At 65.7% G+C, this 17,439-nt stretch carries 14 protein-coding genes; all 14 read right to left on the bottom strand.

The features are described from left to right. Positions 1–34: 34 nt before the first annotated feature. The 14 genes from CAL29_RS02560 to ychF all read right to left on the bottom strand — a co-directional run bounded on the left by CAL29_RS02560 (position 35) and on the right by ychF (position 17,436). Entirely contained in the window at positions 35–1,084 is a 1,050-nt protein-coding gene (locus CAL29_RS02560; RefSeq protein WP_094852662.1) for a pentapeptide repeat-containing protein, read from the bottom strand. Further along, a complete protein-coding gene (locus CAL29_RS02555; protein WP_094851425.1) occupies positions 1,081–3,735 on the bottom strand; it encodes a DUF2169 domain-containing protein in 2,655 nt (884 codons plus the stop codon). Before CAL29_RS02555 ends, CAL29_RS02560 begins: the two co-directional genes overlap by 4 nt. A 29-nt stretch (positions 3,736–3,764) precedes the next feature. Then, entirely contained in the window at positions 3,765–4,169 is a 405-nt protein-coding gene (locus CAL29_RS31795) for a hypothetical protein (protein ID WP_218831795.1), read from the bottom strand. 30 nt (positions 4,170–4,199) lie between these two features. Then, positions 4,200–6,569 (bottom strand): type VI secretion system Vgr family protein, encoded by a 2,370-nt coding sequence (locus CAL29_RS02545; RefSeq protein WP_094851424.1) that lies wholly within the window; start codon positions 6,567–6,569, stop codon positions 4,200–4,202. Positions 6,570–6,591: 22 nt separating this feature from the next. Then, positions 6,592–7,248, bottom strand: a complete 657-nt coding sequence (locus tag CAL29_RS02540) for a DUF3540 domain-containing protein (protein ID WP_094851423.1) — start codon at positions 7,246–7,248, stop codon at positions 6,592–6,594. A 61-nt stretch (positions 7,249–7,309) separates the two neighbouring features. Continuing rightward, complete coding sequence (tssF, locus tag CAL29_RS02535; protein ID WP_094852660.1) at positions 7,310–9,235, bottom strand: type VI secretion system baseplate subunit TssF; 1,926 nt, start codon at positions 9,233–9,235, stop codon at positions 7,310–7,312. Next, complete coding sequence (gene tssE, locus CAL29_RS02530) at positions 9,235–9,750, bottom strand: type VI secretion system baseplate subunit TssE (RefSeq protein ID WP_094851422.1); 516 nt, start codon at positions 9,748–9,750, stop codon at positions 9,235–9,237. Before tssE ends, tssF begins: the two co-directional genes overlap by 1 nt. A gap of 82 nt (positions 9,751–9,832) precedes the next feature. Next, entirely contained in the window at positions 9,833–10,330 is a 498-nt protein-coding gene (locus CAL29_RS02525; RefSeq protein ID WP_256977147.1) for an Hcp family type VI secretion system effector, read from the bottom strand. Positions 10,331–10,383: 53 nt separating this feature from the next. Further along, positions 10,384–11,841, bottom strand: a complete 1,458-nt coding sequence (gene tssC, locus CAL29_RS02520) for a type VI secretion system contractile sheath large subunit (RefSeq protein WP_373559712.1) — start codon at positions 11,839–11,841, stop codon at positions 10,384–10,386. A gap of 54 nt (positions 11,842–11,895) precedes the next feature. After that, complete coding sequence (gene tssB, locus CAL29_RS02515; protein ID WP_094851420.1) at positions 11,896–12,462, bottom strand: type VI secretion system contractile sheath small subunit; 567 nt, start codon at positions 12,460–12,462, stop codon at positions 11,896–11,898. A 41-nt stretch (positions 12,463–12,503) separates the two neighbouring features. Then, positions 12,504–13,565: a type VI secretion system protein TssA gene (gene tssA / locus CAL29_RS02510; RefSeq protein ID WP_094852658.1), complete on the bottom strand. Its 1,062-nt coding sequence runs from the start codon at positions 13,563–13,565 to the stop codon at positions 12,504–12,506. A 357-nt stretch (positions 13,566–13,922) separates the two neighbouring features. Further along, positions 13,923–14,759, bottom strand: a complete 837-nt coding sequence (locus tag CAL29_RS02505) for an intradiol ring-cleavage dioxygenase (RefSeq protein ID WP_094851419.1) — start codon at positions 14,757–14,759, stop codon at positions 13,923–13,925. Between the two features lie 282 nt (positions 14,760–15,041). Continuing rightward, positions 15,042–16,013 carry an Abi family protein gene (locus CAL29_RS02500; RefSeq protein WP_094851418.1) on the bottom strand — a complete coding sequence of 324 codons (972 nt, stop codon included), beginning with the start codon at positions 16,011–16,013 and terminating at the stop codon, positions 15,042–15,044. 331 nt (positions 16,014–16,344) lie between these two features. Continuing rightward, positions 16,345–17,436 (bottom strand): redox-regulated ATPase YchF, encoded by a 1,092-nt coding sequence (ychF, locus tag CAL29_RS02495; RefSeq protein ID WP_094851417.1) that lies wholly within the window; start codon positions 17,434–17,436, stop codon positions 16,345–16,347. Between the last annotated feature and the right edge of the window lie 3 nt (positions 17,437–17,439).

Here is a 17,439-nt window from a genome sequence, read left to right as displayed (position 1 = left end):
CGCCCGCGGCGGCGGTCGGCCCGGGGACGGGCCATCAATGCGACGCCGACCATAGTTCGGCCTCCAGCAATTCCGGGTCGTTCTCGATGACGCCGGCGCGGCTGCTCCAGCGCGCGTCGGCCGTCAGCGCGCGATGCAGGCGCAGGCGCAGCACGTGGGCGCCGCGCAGGTCCGCGCGGCTCAGGTCGGCCATCTTGAAATCGGTGTCTTCCATGCGCGCATGGCTGAAGTCGGCGTCCGCGCAGACCGCGCCATGGAACACGCATTGCCACAGGCTGGCGCCCGAGAAATCGGCGCCCTCCACGATGGCGCCGGCCCAGATGCCCTGGTCGAAGCGCGCGCCCCGGCAGACGGCGCCCGAAAGATCCGCCTGCGGAAAGAGGCAGCGCGCCGCGTCGGCGCCCGTGAACACGGCGCGTTTGAGCGAGGCGCCCTTGAAATTGGACTGCGTCAGCACCGCGCCGGAAAAATCGGCGCCGTCCAACCGCGCATCCGTGAACTGGCACAGGGTGAAACGCTGGCCCGTGAAATCATGGCCGGTCAGGTCGCACTCCACGAACATGGCGCTTTCGCCATGGGCCTCCGCCAGCCGCACCGTGCGCAGGTCCAGCCGATGGAAGTTCACGAACGTCAGCACGGTGCCGGACAGGTCCACGCCGTCCATGCGGCTTTCGCTGAACACCGCGCGGTCGATGGCCTGCGTGCGCAGGCAGGCATCGCGCAGGTCGCTCTGGAAAAACGTGCTGCGATCGAGCGTGCCGCCGGCAAGGTCCGCCCCGGAGAGATCGCACTCGACCAGCGCGGCGCCGGTCAGGTTGGCGGCGGCCAGGCGCGCGCCGGCGAACGCGCAACGCAGGAAGCTGCATTCGGACAGGTCGGCGCCTTCCAGGCGGCAGCCGTCCAGCCGGCAACCGTTGAAGCGGCAATCGACGAGCAGGCAGGCCGACAGGTCCGCGCCGCGCAGATCGACGCCGTCGAACATGGCGCCGGACAGGTCCAGCCCGGCCAGCGGCGCGCCGCGCAGGTCCGCGTCCTGGACGACGTCGCCCAAGGCGATGCGCTCCATGAGGGTCTGCGGCGTCATGCCGCCGCCTCGCGCCGCCGCGGCCATACCTTGGCGTTGCGCGTATGGGCGCCGTCCATGCGGGTCGATCCGTCCAGCGCGGCTTGCGACACGTCGGCGCGGAACAGGTTGGCCTCGCCCAGATCGGCTTGCAGGAAGATGGCCTTGGACAGGATGGACTGCATCAGGTTGGCCCCGCGCAGCGACGCGCCGGTGAAGTCGGCGCGCACGAACAGGCTTTCGCCGGCGGACAGCTTGTCCAGGCGGGCCTGGTGGAAGACGCAATCCGAGAAGTCGCTGCCCGCCATGGCCGCGCCGCTGAAATCGGCGCGCGCCAGCGAGACGCCGCGGAAGCCGCACTGTTTCAGGCTGGCTTCGCGGAAACAGACGTCTTCCAGGGAGGTCGTGCCGCAAAAGGACGATGCGAAAAGCGCTGCCTCGGTGAAATCCGTGGCGCCGGTAAACGCCGTGTTGACGAAGCTGCAACGCGTCAGCGCCGCCTCGGCGAAACCGCACTGATCGAGCTGGCAGGCCATGAAAGCGCATTGCCTGAAGCTCGCGCCGGCAAAGACGCTACGGACCAGCCGCAGGGTCATGGGCGTCAGTTCCGCGAAGCGCGCGCCGCTGAAATCGCAGTCCGTGCAGGCCGCGTCGCGCCACTGCGTGCGCAGGAAACCAGCGCCGGCGAAGGCGCAGCCGTCGAAGACCGACTCCACGCATACGGCGTCGGTGAAGTCGGCGTTGTCGAAGCGTGCGCGCTCGCCGCGCAGCATCGACAGGTTGGCTTGGGCGAACACAGCCGCGTTGAAGGAGGCTCCCTGCGCGTTGGCCCGCGCCAGCACCGCGCCCGTGAAGTCGCACTGGTCCAGCGTGGCCCCGGTCAGGTTGGCGCCTTCCAGCGCGGCGCGGCGGAAGCAGCTACCGCGCAGGTCCATCCCCGACAGGTCGGCGCCGATCAGGTTCATGCCGGTGAAATCGCGGTTGCCCGCGTGGATCTCCATGACGCGCCGGCGCGTGCGTTGCGCGCGGTGCGGCGGCATCGCCGGCGGCGCGTCGAACATATGCGCGCCATTCAGATAGAGCCGGTCGACCTGCGGGCCCAGCCGCTGCGCGATGCCGTCCTGATCCATGGGCGGACGCGCCCGCGCCTCGTGCCCGGCATCGGCTTGCGCTTCCACGCCCGGCGCCGCCGGCGCGGTCACCGGATTCGCATCGAAATCCGCCAGTTGCGCGTGCATTTCCTCGGGATCGAAACGGCCGACACTGCCCGGCCGGCCATGATCGGCGATGGCGGGCACGTCGATCTCCGCCGCGCGGGCGAATTGCCGCAGGTCGGCGTCGGCCAGGGCTTGCGCCCGCGCCTCGTCCAGCGACGCCCGCTGTTCGCGCATCCGTTCCTCCATGCCGCGCAGCAACGCCGGCAGCTCGGCGACGGTAGGCGGTTTTTCCGCCTCGGGCACGGAGGCCAGGACCAGGTCGGGATCCATGCCCTCGTCCAGCAGCTCCTGGCGCCAGCCCTCGCGCTTGCGCGCCAGGCCCTGCATGATGTTGCGCACCATGGGGCGCTGCGCGGGATCGGGCAAGGCGCCGTCCAGCCACTCGCCCTGCACTTCCTCCGGCGCCAGATCCGCGTCGCACAAGGCATGGACCGCGCCGTACGTCTTGTCCAGCCGCTGCTGGACCACCCGCAGGTAATGATCCAGGGGCCGCGGCCGGCCCGCCAGTTCCAGGGCCGGCATGATCAGCTTCACATCCGCCGCGTCGTTCTCGCGCACGGGCAGCCCGCCGTGCCAGATCAGCAGCACCCGCTCGCGGTGCGGGAAGAACCACGCGGTGCTGAGCCACAGGTCGATCTCTTCCAGCGCCGCGCCGTCGGCGTGGCGGCTGGCGAAGCAGCGCGCCTTCCAGTCCGGCAAGCGGCCGTGCAAGGCCTGGCGCTCGGGATGCATGTTCCAGATTTCGTAGCGGCTGCCCGCTTCCAGCGCCCGGCCGTCGCGGCGCTGGTCAGCCGGCGCGGCGTTGAAAAAGTGCCAGTCCATGTCTTCGGCGAAACCGGGGTAGTCCTGCTCCAGCCAGTCCTGCCCATACTTGCTGCCGATCAGCGCGAAACGCTGCGCGGCGTCGGGCGGGTAGGCGGTGAAGCCGGCCGGCTCGACTTGCTGGCGCGGCGAGGAGATGCGGGCATGCGGCGCCTCGACATTGGGCAAGGGCAATACGCGCGCGCCGTTGACGTCGACGGCCAGGGATCCCATGCCCTGGGGATTCGCGGCGACGTCGGGGCCGCCGTACGCGCGCGTCCAGTTCACCCGCATCTGCTCGAAGGGCGCGGGCTGGCTGGGGCGTCCGTCCAGCCAATAGCGGTCGCCGAACACCAGCAGGGACTTCTCCAGTTCGCCCACCCGCACGCGCACGCCGCAAGCCGTCTTGTCCGGCTGGTGCCGCGTGTACGCGTAGCCGCTGACCAGGAATTCCGCGCAGGCCTTGGGGACGCCCAGGTCCAGGATGCCGCCGGTCTCCTCGGCGGCCAGCTTCCACAGCTCCTGCTCCGGCATCAACCGCGGCGCGTCGTCCAGCGTGGCCAGGGCCATCACCGCCACGCCCAGGGTGTCGGCGCGCCGCCAGCGATAAGGCCGGGTCATGAGGCTCAGGCGGAAAGGCTTGATGGTCTTCATTCGGCGTTCACGCGATGTTCAAGCGATGTTCATTTGGTGCGCTGGTCGACGACCACCTGGCCGCGGTCGGCGGCGACGCGCACGCGGATCTCCTTCCCTTCGGCGAAATCCGCGAAGCGCGTGGGCGCGACGGGCACCTCGATCGTGCGCTCGAAGGGCTGGCCCAGCGCGGGCCTGACCGCCAGCCGCAGGCGCCAGATGAAGTATTCGTCCGCGCCGGTGCGCACGCCCGTGTCGGCGGTTTCCAGCACGGTGGCCGTGGCCGCGTCACCGGACGCGCGCACGGCCTCTTCCTTCTGGACCACGGCCGCGCGCCGGTCGATCTGGCGCTTGATGTTGTAGATGTTCCAGGCGAATGACGCGATCAGCAGCAGCGCCACCGGGCCGAACCACGCTATCCAGCCCGGCAGTCCCATGCGTTCGAGAAAATCCATTCTTCCCCCTCCTTGAAGTCGCCGCGGCGCTCAGATGATCGTCAGCAGGCCGGCCAGCAGGCTCTTGGCGCCCGCGCTCTCGGATTTCAGCCCGGTATTCTTGGACTCGAAGGCGCCGATCTTGTTCGAGACGTTGAACACGTCGGTCTTGATGACGGAGAAGTCCGCCTTCGAAATCGCGGCGCCCACGTTCGAGCGCCAGACCGTGGCGTTGAACATGCCGATGGTCGCCTGCGCCACCGTCAGGTTCAACCCGAACGGCGTGGCCTTGAGCCAGCTCTTCGTCGAAAGATCCTTCACCTTCTTGCCGTTCAGGACCACGTCGGTGTCGCTGGTCAGCGTGATGTCCTGCGGCGCCTTCATGTCGATGCCCGCGCTCTCCGAGGTCATGGTCATCTGCGCCTTGGACTTCAGGTCCATGCCCGCCGCCGAGGATTGCACCAGCACCTGGTTCATGGCCTTGACGTCCATGGCGTCGCTGGTGGATTCCACCGACACCTTGCCCTTGGCCCGTTCGGTCAGCGTGCCGGCCAGCACGTCGTGCAGCGAGTCGTTGCCCGTGACCACGACCTCCTGCCCGGTATGCAACGTCTCCTTGAAGGCGCCGGTCACCTCGCGCGTCTCGCCGTCGGCCGCCACCGTGGTGGTCAGGCCCTGGTCGAAATTCTCCGTCGTCATGCCGCCGGACACGTGCAGGGTGCGCGCGCCGTTGACCGTATAGGTTTCCGTGTCGGTCACGGTGACATTGCGGGTCATGCCGACGGTCAGCGTATCCGTGCCCGTCACGTGGATGAAGCGCGAGCCCAGCACCCGGGTGGTGTCGTTCTGGCCGATGGTCGTGTCGCGCAGGCCGTCCACCTTGCGGTACTCGTCGTTCTCCACCTCGGTGCGCATATTGCGCTCGGCGTGCACCCAGATTTCCTCGACGCCCGGCTTGTCCTCGAACATGAACGCATTGGCGGTGTGCGGCGTGCCGTCCTGCGAACGGGTCAGGAAACCGCTTTGCGTGGCATTGGCCGGCAGGTCCCAGGGCGGCATGTTGCCGCCGTTGTAGACGCGGCCGATCACGATGGGCCGGTCGGGGTGGCCGCCGATGAAATCCACCACCACCTCGTCGCCGCGGCGCGGCGGCTGGATGCCGCCGAAACCGCCGCTGGCCCACGGGCTGGACACCCGCACCCAGCAGGAGCTGTTTTCATTCTTCTGGCCGTAGCGGTCCCAGTGGAACTGCACCTTGATGCGGCCGTACTGGTCGACCCAAATCTGCTGGCCCTCCTTGCCCACCACGGTGGCCGTCTGCGGACCGTGCGTGTGCGACATGGGCGTGAGGCGCGGCGCGCGGAACTGCGTGCTGGACGGCAGCACGGTGAAATCCACGTCGCACATGGCGATGCTGCCCGCGCCCGTGTTCTGGCCGCTTTCATGGATGCGGTAGCGCGTGGCGACGATCAGGTATTCGCGGTTCTCGGATTCGCGCGGGTGGTTGCGCAGCGTGACCAGGTAGCCCGGCGCCAGCGTGCGGATGTTGCTCGTCCCCTGCACCATCTCCTGCCGGCTCTGCAAGTCCTGCAGCCGCACCCGAGTGTAGTGCTCCGCCTCGCCGGGGTCGGTGTAGCCGCCCAGCCATTCGTAGACCTCCAGGTCGCCGTTGTCGTAGGCGCCGGGGTTCATGCGCTTGGCGTCCAGGCTCGTGCCCGGCCGCTTGAAATCGAAATCGTTGGTGGCGAAGCCGCCGGGCGTGATCTGCTCGGCGATTTCCCAGTTCGACACGTACTCTTCCTGCGGCACCGTGGTGCGATCCGGCCCATAGTAGGGAATGCTGGCCGTGCCCGGCAGGGTCTCGTGCTGGGTGATGTCGTCGGTCAGCACCAGGGTGTGCTTGCCGTTCTCGTGCTTGAACCAGTAGTAGATGCCCTCGTGCTCCATCAAGCGGCTGACGAAGGCGAAATCGGTTTCCTGGTACTGCACGCAATATTCCCAGGGCCGGTAGCTGCTGGACAGGTGCATCTCCATGGGAAAGGCATAGTCGGCCAGCACTTCCTTGATGACGTCCGGCACGCTCTTGTGCTGGAAGATCTTGTTGTCCGAGGTCTGCGTCAGGTACCACAGCCACGGGCGCACCGTGGCGCGGTAGACGTAGTAGCGCGAGGTCGCGCTTTCGCGGCCGACCAGCGTGCAGCGGGTGATCTGTCCGTTCAGGTAGCGCTTGCCGCCGTCCGCCGTCTGGATTTCCAGCGTCAGGGGCTTGCCCAGCAACTGCTTCAGGTCCAGCGTATACGAATCGGATATCAGTTCGACGCTGAACTCGAACAACTGCGAAAGGGCTTCCTGGCCGTACATGCCGCGAAACGAAAGCTGCTCCGGCGGCAGCGGCGTGTGGGCGGTGATGATGCGATCCATGTCCTGGCTCCAATAGCGGGGTTCAGCCCACGTGTATCTGGCTGGCGTCGACCTTGACCAGCTCCTCGCCCGTGACCACCGTATAGGGCGCGTGCAGGCGCGCGCTCTGGCTGGCCTGGCTGTCGAGCACGCGGGCGCGCACGTGCTCGGATTCCTCCGTGATGCGGAAGACGTTTCGGCTGAGCTGCACCAGGCGGTCCACCGCCGTTTCGCAGACCTTGCCGGCCAGGCGCAGCATGCCGACGCTGCCCTTCACCTCGGCCCCGGCGTAGCGCATGCGCTCGACGCGGCAGTCCGCGTCGGCCGCCTGCAAGCCGAACGCCGCGGCCTGGACCTGCACGCGGGTGCGGCCGTTCAGTTGCGTGCGGCCGCCGCTTTCCAGCGTCAGGTCGCCGTCCGGCGCGGCGATCACCACGTCGCCGGGGAGCTCGATGCGCGCGGAGGCGGGATCGGCCTGGGCGATGACGGCGATCAGGAATACGCGGCTGCTGTCCGGCCCGCTCACCAGCACCGTATCGCCCACGGCCGGCGCCAGCAGGCAGCTCGCCGCGCGGACGCAGCGCCATGCGCGGCCGTCGCAATCGACCACGCAGCCGTCGTCGCCGACGTGCATGACCACGCCGATGAGATGCACGGGATCGTAGCGGGGATAGCTTCGGCTGGCGGCGGCTGTGCTCATCTGGGGTTTCCTCGGTTCTCGTTCGGCTCTGTGGTTCTGTGTCGTATATCGTGGCAAGGCGCTACACCGCGGGGCGCGCGCCCATGCGGGGCTTCCAGCTCGCGATGCGGCCCCGCTGCAAGGTGGACAGCTCCAGCTCGGACATCATGTTGATGGACACGTGACGGGCGAAGAACTGCTCCAGCACGGCCCCGAACAGGTAGGGGCTGATGCCCGAGAACGCGATCTCGTCCACGTCCAGCGACACGCGCACCCCGCGTCCATAGACGATGGGGCCGGGCACGGGCAGGCGGTGATGCACCGCCGTGGCACGCACGTGGCGCAGGCCGGAAATCTGCTTCGCGACCACGGGATCGGCCAGGTCGCCATAGATCTTCAGCATCTCGCGCAGGGTCTGCGCGCCCTGCTCCTGGTCGATATCGACCAGGCTGAGGTAGTTCAGGCCCAGGTGGCTGATCAGGTGCCAGGTGGCGGCGTTCTCGGCCAGCGCCGCGCGGGGGCGGGTCGGTCCGTGCAGCACCTTGATGGCCGCCACGGGCGCGGACACCCGCAAGGTGAAATCCGTGTCCGTGCCCAGCGGCAGCAGCATGGGCAGGTCGCGGTTGGTGCAGAGGGTTTCCAGCGTCAGGTAGCGCAGATCGCCGGAGAACGGCGCCTCGTTGCGGTCCACCAGCGACACGTGGACCTCGCTGCCGGTGTAGCCGGTGCGGGTGCCGTTGCGCAGCGCCGAGTCCGACAGCAGGCGCGGCTCGCGCCGCACCGAGAAATACGCGCCATACTCCTCCTCGTCAGCGCCCAGCGATCCGTAGAATGGCCGGAAGGACTGCGCCGGCCGCGCGGCGGTGGCATGGCCCGTGACCGCCGTCACGCCGTAGACCTCGTAGTCCATGGGGCGCGTGCGGTCGACCACGAGGTGGTACTCGTGATTGCGCGGCGTCACGGCCACGCGGTCGGCGCGGCGCGGGAAGAGATTGATGGCGGGCGTGCAGTGCAGCGCGATGTTGGACGCGTTCACGGCGCCCTCCAGCTCGGGCGCCGCGCGCGAGAACAGGAGGGTGATGCAGAAATGCCGGGGACTGCGCGGGCCCGAAGCGCCTACGCCCGCGCCCGTCCCGGCACGGGCGGCGCCGGCCAGCGCACGCCGCAAGCCGTTGATGCTGGCGAAGAGGAATCGCTGCGGAAAGGCGAAGTATTCCTGCAACAGGCGGTAGCCCTGGAACAGGCGGCGGTCGGCCGGCAGCATGGCCTGGCCGTCCTCGAAGCCCTCGTGGCGGACCGCGGAAGCGGGCAGCTTCTCCATCCAGCCGAACGGCGCCTGGGCATCGTGGCAAAGGACCGCCACGGTGTGGCCCATCATCAGCTCCAGCAGGCGCTGCATCGGCACGTCCTGCCCGTTCAGGTGCAGCACCAGGCTGTCCAGGTCCAGCTTGTCCAGCTCGGCGCCGCCGCATACCTCCAGGCGGATGCGCAGCGCCGACAGGACGCCGGCGCCGCGGCCGGCCAGCCCCATGCGGGCCAGCGGCAGGTCGGACGGCGCCCCGGTGAACTCGGCGCCGTCCACGCGCAGGGGCCACAGCGTCAGGTCGTGGCAGGTCTGGAAATCGCAGGGCGTCTGTTCCCCCTTGGGCAGGCGGCCGCGCAGCAGCGTGCCGCGAGGCAGCTTGAACCCGCGCGCCAGCGTGCCTTCGTTCATGCTGGGCGACAGTTGCACCACCGCCATCGAGGGCGTCGGCGCCAGGTAGTTGGGGTACACGACTTCCAGCAACCGTTGCGAGAAGCGGGGAAACTCGGCGTCCATCTTCATCTGGACGCGCGCGGTCAGGAAGCTGAAGCCCTCCAGCAGCCGTTCCACGTAGGGATCCGCCACCTCGACGCCGTTCATGCCCAGGCGGCCCGCGACCTTGGGATATTGCCGCGCGAACTCCTCGCCCATCTCCCGCATGTAGGAGAGTTCACGGTTGTAGTAGTCCAGCAGGCGGGCGTCCATCAATGGCCCCCCAGGTCGCGCAGGTCCATATGTCCGCTTTCCAGGTCGATGTCGGTGCGGAACAGGAATTCCATCGGATAAGGCACGCACCAGAGCATGCCCTTGATGTCCAGGCTGAGCACGTTGTGGTGCTCCAGGGTGGCGGTGTTCGTCACGCAGCGCACTTCGACCGACGCGGGCAGGATGCGCGGTTCGAAGGCGGTAATGGCGTGGCGCAGGGAATCCTCGACGTCGATCCAGTCGATGTCGGACATGCGCTTGCCCGCCAGCGCGCGCACGCCGAAATTCAGGGTGGAAGCCGGCACCTGGCCGAACGCCGCCAGGTCTTCCGTGCTTTCCAGGTTCACGGTATTCAGCAGCCAGCGCAAATCGCGCAGCACCGCCGACCGCAGTTCCGCGTGCGTGATCATGCCGGCGTCGTGCGTTTCCGCGCGTTGGGCCGGCGCGTCGTCCATCAGGCGATCGAGCAATGCCGGCTGGAGCCGGTCGCGCAGGGAAGGAACGGGTTTTTGCATCGCGGGAGGGGCAGGCGGTCAGGGAATGGCGCCGGCCGGGCGCCGCGAGGGAACGGCATCCGGCCGGCTGGACGCAAGGGACTCAGGCTTCCTTGTTCTGCTTGATGTCCCAGGCGACCTGGCTTTCGGCGCCCTTGCCGCCCTTGTCGGTCTGTTCCCAGTATTGCTGGGTGACCTTGGAGGCCTGGAAGGCGTAGTTCACCAGCACGTACTCGGGATCGGCCGAGGTGGCGGTGTTGTCGCCCGACAATTGCACCGACGTCACCATCACGTCGTCCAGCGTGATCTTCGAATATTCGATCTGCGTGCCGCCGGCCTTGCATATCGACAGCTCGACCTTGCTCAGGTGCTTGCCGCCGGCGCAATGCTTCATGACGGCGGGCGCGGCCTTGTCGATGCGGGCCACCACGTGCAGGTCGTTGAAGCTGGCCTTGCCCGAACCGCCGCCGCCGCCGGTGGCCATGGAGCCGGGCTGGGTGGCGCCCCAGGAAAAGCTCAGGATGTCGGTCCACTCCTTGTGGTTGGCATCCTTGGACTCGCCGCTCGCCCCTTCTATCCTCATGAACATGTCAACAGCCACTTCATTCTCCTAAGTGTGTGATCGATAAGGCATGTCTGCCAAAGTGATGTGTCTCAGCCTTCGTTTTGCTTGAGCGACGGCAGCTTCGACACCAGGCGCAGCGACACTGTCAAACCTTCTAGCTGATAGTGCGGCCGCAGGAAAAACTTCGCCGAGTAGTACCCGGGGTTGTCCTCGATCTCCTCCACCTGGACTTCGGCGGCCGCCAGCGGCTTGCGCGCCTTCGTCTCCTGGGACGAGTTCACCGGGTCCCCGTCCACGTAGTTCATGATCCAGTCGTTCAGCCAGCGCTCCATGTCGTCGCGTTCGCGGAACGAGCCGATCTTGTCGCGCACGATGCACTTCAGGTAGTGCGCGAAGCGGCAGCAGGCGAACAGGTAGGGCAGGCGGGCCGACAGCTTGGCGTTGGCCGATGCGTCGTTGTCGTAGTACTCCTGCGGCTTCTGCAACGATTGCGCACCGATGAAGGCGGCGAAGTCGGAGTTCTTGCGATGCACCAGCGGCATGAAGCCGTTCTTCGCCAGCTCGGCCTCGCGCCGGTCGCTGATGGCGATCTCGGTGGGGCACTTCATGTCGACGCCGCCGTCGTCCGTGGGGAAGGTATGGCACGGCAGGTTCTCCACCGCGCCGCCCGATTCGACGCCGCGGATGGACGTGCTCCAGCCATACAGCTTGAAGGAACGATTGATGTTCGCCGCCATGGCATAGGCCGAGTTGGCCCAGGTGTAGCGGTCGTGGTTGGCGCCGTCGGTGTCTTCCTCGAAGTCGAACTCGTCGACCGGATTGGTACGCGCGCCGTAGGGCAGGCGCGCCAGGAAGCGCGGCATGGCCAGGCCGACGTAGCGGGAATCCTCGGACTCCCGCAGGCTGCGCCAGGCGGCGTATTCGGTATTGGTGAAGATCTTGGTGAGATCGCGCGGATTGGCCAGTTCCTGCCAGGAATCCATCTGCATCACGCTGGGTGCCGCGCCGGCGATGAAGGGGCAGTGCGCCGCCGCCGAGACCCTGGCAATCTCGCCCAGCAGCTCCACGTCGGGCGGGCTGTGGTCGAAGTGGTAGTCGCCCACCAGGCAACCCAGCGGTTCGCCGCCGAACTGGCCGTATTCCTCTTCATACACCCGCTTGAAAATGGGACTCTGGTCCCAGCCCACGCCCTTGTGGCGCTTCAGCGTGCGTCCCAGCTCCTTCTTGGACAGGTTCATCACGCGGATCTTCAGCAGCTCGTCCGTCTCGGTGTTGTTCACCAGGTAGTGCAACCCGCGCCAGGCGCCTTCCAGTTGCTGGAACTCCGCGTGGTGCATGACCAGGTTGATCTGCTCCGAGAGCTTGCGGTCGATCTCGCCGATGATGGCCTGGATGGTGCGGTAGGCGTCCGAGGACAGGCCCACGGCGCTGTTCTCCAGGGCCTGGTGCGCGAGCGTGCGCACGGCATGCTCCACGGCGTCCTGCGCCTGCTCGGTCTTGGGCTTGAACTCCTTCTTCAGCAGGGCGGACAGGTCGTCCGCCTGCATCGCCTCGGCGCGTGCTTGCGTCTGCTTGGCAGCAACAGTCATGGGATTCTCCTCTTAGTTTTCCGCCTGCTCGTCCCGGGGCGCGGCGCCGTCGTCGGGCGCGGCGTCTTTTCCGCTTTCCGGGTTGGGCGCGGAGGCCAGCGCGTTCAGCAGCGCGGGATTCTTCAGCACCTGGCCGATCAGTTCCTCGGCGCCGGTCTTGCCGTCCATATAGGTCAGCAGATTGGCGAGCTGCGTGCGGGCCTCCAGCAGCTTGTTCATGGCCTCGACCTTGGAGGCCACCGTGGCGGGCGAGAAATCGTCGATGCTCTCGAACGTGATGTCCACGTTGAGGTTGCCGTCGCCGGTCAGCGTATTCGGCACCTGGAAAGCGACGCGCGGCTGCAGCGACTTCATGCGCTCGTCGAAGTTGTCGATGTCGATGTCGAGGAACTTGCGCTCGGCCACGTCCGGCTGCGGCGCGGCGGTCTTGCCCGCCAGGTCCGCCATGACGCCCATCACGAACGGCAGTTGCACCTTGCGTTCGGCGCCGTAGATCTCGACGTCGTACTCGATCTGCACGCGGGGGGCGCGGTTGCGGGCGATGAACTTCTGTCCGCTTCCCTTGGGGTTGGTGGCCATGCTGGTTGCTCCTGGTTCGGTATGTTGGCGGCGGTCTGGATTCAGGTCGAAACGCGCCCGTCGGGGTCCTTGGGCAACCACGCTTCGAACTGCTCCAGGCCTTGCGGCGCGAGGTTGCGGATGATGTCGTGGAAGCGCATCGAGATAAGCTGCTGCGCCCGCTGGATCAGGTACGGTGCCGGGTGGCTGGGTTCGTGCGCGTCGAAGTAGGCGCACACCTTGGCCAGCATCAGCACGGCGTCGTCGCGGGATTGGATCTGGGCGTCCTGCCAGCGCAGCGCGGGGGCGGGACGCTGGGGCTGCGGCGCGTCAACTTTTGGCGCGCCGGTGTTGGTGCTGTCCGCGAGGTCGACGTCGGCTTTTCCGTCGCCGGCGGCGCTCTCGTCCTGGAGCTGCTGCGCCACGCATTGCAGCGTGCGCAGGATGCCGCGGTAATCGGGCGCCCATTCGGCGCCCAGCCTGGCGTTCACCAGTTCCTGTATGCGCAGCAGGGCCGCGGCCGCCTCGCCCACCGCGTTGACGTCGGCGCTGCCTTGCATCGCGGCGGCGCGCAGGCTCTGCACCAGGCGCGCGCGGCCGCCCGGATAGGCGTCGTTGTCGGTGCGGGTGCCGTCCAGCACCGCCTCGGCGTCGCGCAAGCTCAGTTGCCCATGCACGCCGCTCAGCAGCGACGCCGAGCGCGCGCTGCGCGCGCAGCCCTGCACGTCGCCCAGCGAGGTCAACGCATAGATGCGCGGCATCGGATCCATGTCCTCGTCGTCCTCGCCTTGCAGGCGGGGATGCACGGGCTCCCAATAACGTTCGAGCGCATCGGCGGCCAACGTGAGGCCCTGCGCATAGCCAGGCAGGCCGCGGATCTCGGTCCAGGCCTGGGTCAGGTGGCTGATGATGCGGATGTCGCGGGTGCGTTCCAGCAGCGCATGCGCGCGCCGTTCGACCTCGCGCCAATCGGGCGGGTCGGCGGGAATGATGGTCGATCCGAACTGCTGCTCGGCCTTGCCGACGGCAGCCTGCTGCAACAGCAGGAAGTCCGCGTCGTATTCCAGATCTTCGCCGCAGGGCAGGCGCGGATCCAGCGCGGTGAGAATGTCTGCAAATTCCATTTTGCGCATCCGGGACCGGGCGGATGGCTACCGCCACCCCGGTCTCCTACTTTCGTCCACATTCGGGAGGAAAGCCGGATGCTAAGCACGGCAAATGGCAATTATCTTGCTCGCTAACAAGTTCTTTTAATTTTTACCGTTGACTTATATCTCCCGATACGACTATGCCGGGACTTATTAAGAACGCGCGACAAAAACCGGTATTGGCGTTTCGAGTGAATATGTTTGTGAGATTCACGAGAATTTAATATTGGCGTGCTGGGTCGCCAATATGACCGGTTTTGGACAGGCGTTTGAGACAGTATTTTTCAGGCAGGATTTTTAGACGGGAGTTTTGGACAGGAGTTTTAGACAGGTTCAGGGGCTCAGCGGCATGAGCACGAAGTCGAACGACGAACGCCACATCGGGCCTTCTTTCTGGAACGGCGCCACCAGGGAGTCCTTCACGCCGAACACCGCGTCGGAGGCGATATAGGGATCGTCGCCGACAAAGGTATGCGTCACCACGGTCTGGAACCCGGGCGCAGTGACGATGAAGTGCATATGCGCCGGACGATACGGGTGGCGGCCGAGCGCAACCAGCATCTTGCCCACGGGCCCGTCGTGCGGAATCGGATAGGACACCGGCTTGATGCCCAGGAAGCTGTACCTGCCGTCCGCGCCAGTCTCGAAAACGCCGCGATTGTTCCACCTGGGCTGGGCTTCGGGTTGCTGGACATCGTAGAAACCGTCCGCGTTATCCGACCACACGTCGAGACAGGCCCCTTGGATAGGACGCCCTTGAGTGTCCAGCACCCTCCCCTCGAACAAACAGCCCTCGCCTTTGCCATCGAGAGAGATCGACTCGCCCATCGCCCGCCGCGGCGCCCCGGCGACATGGAAAGGCCCCAGCACCGTATTCTCCGTGGCGCCGCTCGGCCGACGATTATTGATCGCATCCACCAGCATCGACACGCCCAGCGTATCGCTCAGCAGGATGAACTCCTGCCTTTCCTCGCTGCAAATCTGCCCCGTCCGCGTCAGGAACTCGATGGCGAACTCCCATTCCTCCTGCGTGAGCTGGACATCCTTGATGAACGCGTGAAGGTGACTGACCAACGACGCCATGACCCGCCGCAAGCGAGGACTAACCTCCGCGCCCATCCGCGCGTTCACGGCATCGACGGAATCGGCTTCCGAGAAGTATTGTGGCATGGTGGGGTTCCTTGACTGGGACAGGGATAACTGCAAACCACCAAACATCGTAACCGCAGCGACGGGCCCTAAGTGCGCCTTACGTGCTCAAGTAGCCGGGCACAACTTCCTAACTCAAAGCGAACCTTGGTTGGCAGAGCAGCCTCTTGCGGGGCGATCCACCAAACCATGCGCTGACATTGACGAGCGTGGCTATGCCACCTACAATTCACTCCAACACGGCCCCTCTCGGTGACCTCGCTTCGGCGAGGAAGCTGCTGAGGGGTTTTTTATTGGGCCCGATCACCAATCAGCATCCCAGCCAACCGGTGCGCCCATGCCTCCGAGGTTCAGGCCGAGGTGGCTTAGGTCAGGAAACATCATCAAATGCGCTTTCATCCGCGCTGCCCAGCTAGACCGAGGGTTGACCACGCTCAGCAGGTGCTGAGTGATCTTCAACAAGAGAAAGCATCGGGCCCGGGCGTGCACATCAGTCTCAAACGGGACAACCCATGGCAACTCAGTGGCCCCCGGCAGCTTGGGCTGATCCACGATGTTGCGGTTCCATAGGCGGCTATGATGCGCACAAACATTCCGCAAATAGTTCAGGCTACGCAGCCAGGTCGCGAATATACGGCCACTTCCTATTCCATACCGGCCTGCAATGGCGTCCTGCTCGGACTCTCGCATCCCGTTATACAGCGTCGAGAGTGTCCCGAAGTCCCATACTTCGCAGGCTACCCAGATTGCCAACGGTAAGCCGTATCTGGCTAGACTGTGCCGCACAAACTCTTCCTTGGAACGGCCAATCAGTTGTGCATGCTTGCCAAGCCAGCCATGGTGTCGCGTGACCCCAGACGCCTTGTCCAGATCGGAGCTGAACTCACTATGGAATAAGTCTGGCTTGAGGTAGGCGAACCGATCAAGTTGCCCCAGCGTATGAGACACGTCCACACGCAGTGCCACCTCGACGCGCTCCAGTGCATCCAACACCAACAGACGCAGCTTCTTGTCAAACACGTACAGATCCACCGCGTCCTGGAAAGTCGTGCCGGCACGAAAGGTGTCCAGCACGAGCCGCTCTTCTCGCACTGTCTTCGGTTTCCTGCCATGTTCATCCAGCATGCACAGTGGGCCACTCCGTTCGCGGAATGCAAACCAATAGCCGCTCAGCCGGTAGTAACCAATGCGCTTTAGGCAATCGAGCGCGCGACCGCCATCGGTGACGACCATGCCCCGTTCGACCAATTGATCCAGTTGATCGGCATAGCTCATCCAAGGTTTTAGGTAACTCAATTGGTGGTCCTTTTTGCACACATTCCAGCTTGGCTTTGCCTTCCGGAACTTCGCAAGGGGAACCGTTCCAGTACCGGCGTGTGCGGATCATGCGCTCGATCTTCCGCGACTTCTCGCGACTGACACGGCTGTCTCCACAACGCCTGTTATTCACGAACGGGCCATGGGCGTGGACTTCCACTCGCGTAACCGACGCACAGGAAACACCGACAAACAACCAAAAATAAAAAAGCCGCATAACCATGCGGCTTTTGCTAGGCTCCGGACGTTCCCGATATTTCATGAAAATTCCGGGAACACCTCGGCTCGCTCAGACGTTGAACAAAAAGTTCATAACATCCCCATCCTGCACCACATACTCCTTCCCTTCCGCCCGCATCTTCCCCGCTTCCTTGGCACCTTGCTCGCCCTTATAGGCAATAAAGTCCTCATAGGAAATCGTCTGAGCCCGAATAAATCCGCGTTCGAAATCAGTGTGGATGACGCCAGCCGCCTGCGGGGCAGTAGCGCCGATGGAAACCGTCCAGGCGCGCACTTCCTTCACGCCAGCCGTGAAGTAAGTCTGCAACCCAAGCAGCTTGAACGCCGCGCGAATCAGCCGATTCAACCCCGGCTCTTCCATGCCCATGTCTGCCAAGAAAGCCGCCCGATCGGCATCGTCCAGATCGACGATTTCCGATTCGATGGCTGCGCAGATGGCCACGACGGGCGCATTGCGAGCCGCGGCGAATTCCTTCAGGCGCTCCAGCAAGGGATTGTCGTTGAAGCCGTCATCGCTGACGTTGCCGACGTACATGGCCGGCTTGGAGGTGATGAAACACAGGGGCGCCACCAGCGCGCGGTCTTCCGGCGAGAAATCCAGGCCGCGCACGGGCTTGGCCTGGTTCAGTTGGGCGATGCACTTTTCCAGCAGGCCGACCAGTTTCTGCGCTTCCTTGTCGCCGGAACGCGCGGTCTTCTGATGGCGGTGCAGGGCTTTCTCGGCGGTCTGCAGGTCGGCCAGGGCCAGCTCGGTCTCGATGACTTCGATGTCGGCAATCGGATCGACCTTGCCGGCGACGTGGATCACGTTGGGATCCTCGAAGCAGCGCACCACGTTGACGATGGCGTCGGTTTCGCGGATATGCGAGAGGAACTGGTTGCCCAGGCCCTCGCCCTGGCTGGCGCCGGCGACCAGGCCGGCGATGTCGACGAACTCCACCGTGGCGGAGAGGATGCGCTCCGGCGACACGATCTCAGCCAGCTTCTGCAGGCGCGGATCGGGCACTTCCACGACGCCGACGTTGGGTTCGATGGTGCAGAAAGGGTAGTTTTCCGCGGGGATGCCGGCGCGGGTCAGCGCGTTGAAAAGCGTCGATTTGCCGACGTTGGGCAGGCCGACGATGCCGCATTGCAGAGCCATGGA

Origin of the sequence: Bordetella genomosp. 10 (assembly GCF_002261225.1) — a bacterium.
Taxonomy (GTDB): domain Bacteria; phylum Pseudomonadota; class Gammaproteobacteria; order Burkholderiales; family Burkholderiaceae_B; genus Bordetella_C.
The sequence above is the reverse complement of the archived record's forward strand: the minus strand, read 5'-3'. Positions and strand labels throughout refer to the sequence as shown.

Bases quoted from the DNA above. Each gene is read 5' to 3' on its own strand.
- ychF (WP_094851417.1), bottom strand. From the start codon at position 17,436: ATGGCTCTGCAATGCGGCATCGTCGGCCTGCCCAACGTCGGCAAATCG.
- CAL29_RS02540 (WP_094851423.1), bottom strand. From the start codon at position 7,248: ATGAGCACAGCCGCCGCCAGCCGAAGCTATCCCCGCTACGATCCCGTG.
- tssF (WP_094852660.1), bottom strand. From the start codon at position 9,235: ATGGACGCCCGCCTGCTGGACTACTACAACCGTGAACTCTCCTACATG.
- CAL29_RS02545 (WP_094851424.1), bottom strand. From the start codon at position 6,569: ATGGATCGCATCATCACCGCCCACACGCCGCTGCCGCCGGAGCAGCTT.
- tssC (WP_373559712.1), bottom strand. From the start codon at position 11,841: ATGCAGGCGGACGACCTGTCCGCCCTGCTGAAGAAGGAGTTCAAGCCC.
- CAL29_RS02505 (WP_094851419.1), bottom strand. From the start codon at position 14,759: ATGCCACAATACTTCTCGGAAGCCGATTCCGTCGATGCCGTGAACGCG.
- tssA (WP_094852658.1), bottom strand. From the start codon at position 13,565: ATGGAATTTGCAGACATTCTCACCGCGCTGGATCCGCGCCTGCCCTGC.
- tssE (WP_094851422.1), bottom strand. From the start codon at position 9,750: ATGCAAAAACCCGTTCCTTCCCTGCGCGACCGGCTCCAGCCGGCATTG.
- CAL29_RS02560 (WP_094852662.1), bottom strand. From the start codon at position 1,084: ATGACGCCGCAGACCCTCATGGAGCGCATCGCCTTGGGCGACGTCGTC.
- CAL29_RS02500 (WP_094851418.1), bottom strand. From the start codon at position 16,013: ATGAGCTATGCCGATCAACTGGATCAATTGGTCGAACGGGGCATGGTC.
- CAL29_RS31795 (WP_218831795.1), bottom strand. From the start codon at position 4,169: ATGGATTTTCTCGAACGCATGGGACTGCCGGGCTGGATAGCGTGGTTC.
- tssB (WP_094851420.1), bottom strand. From the start codon at position 12,462: ATGGCCACCAACCCCAAGGGAAGCGGACAGAAGTTCATCGCCCGCAAC.
- CAL29_RS02555 (WP_094851425.1), bottom strand. From the start codon at position 3,735: ATGAAGACCATCAAGCCTTTCCGCCTGAGCCTCATGACCCGGCCTTAT.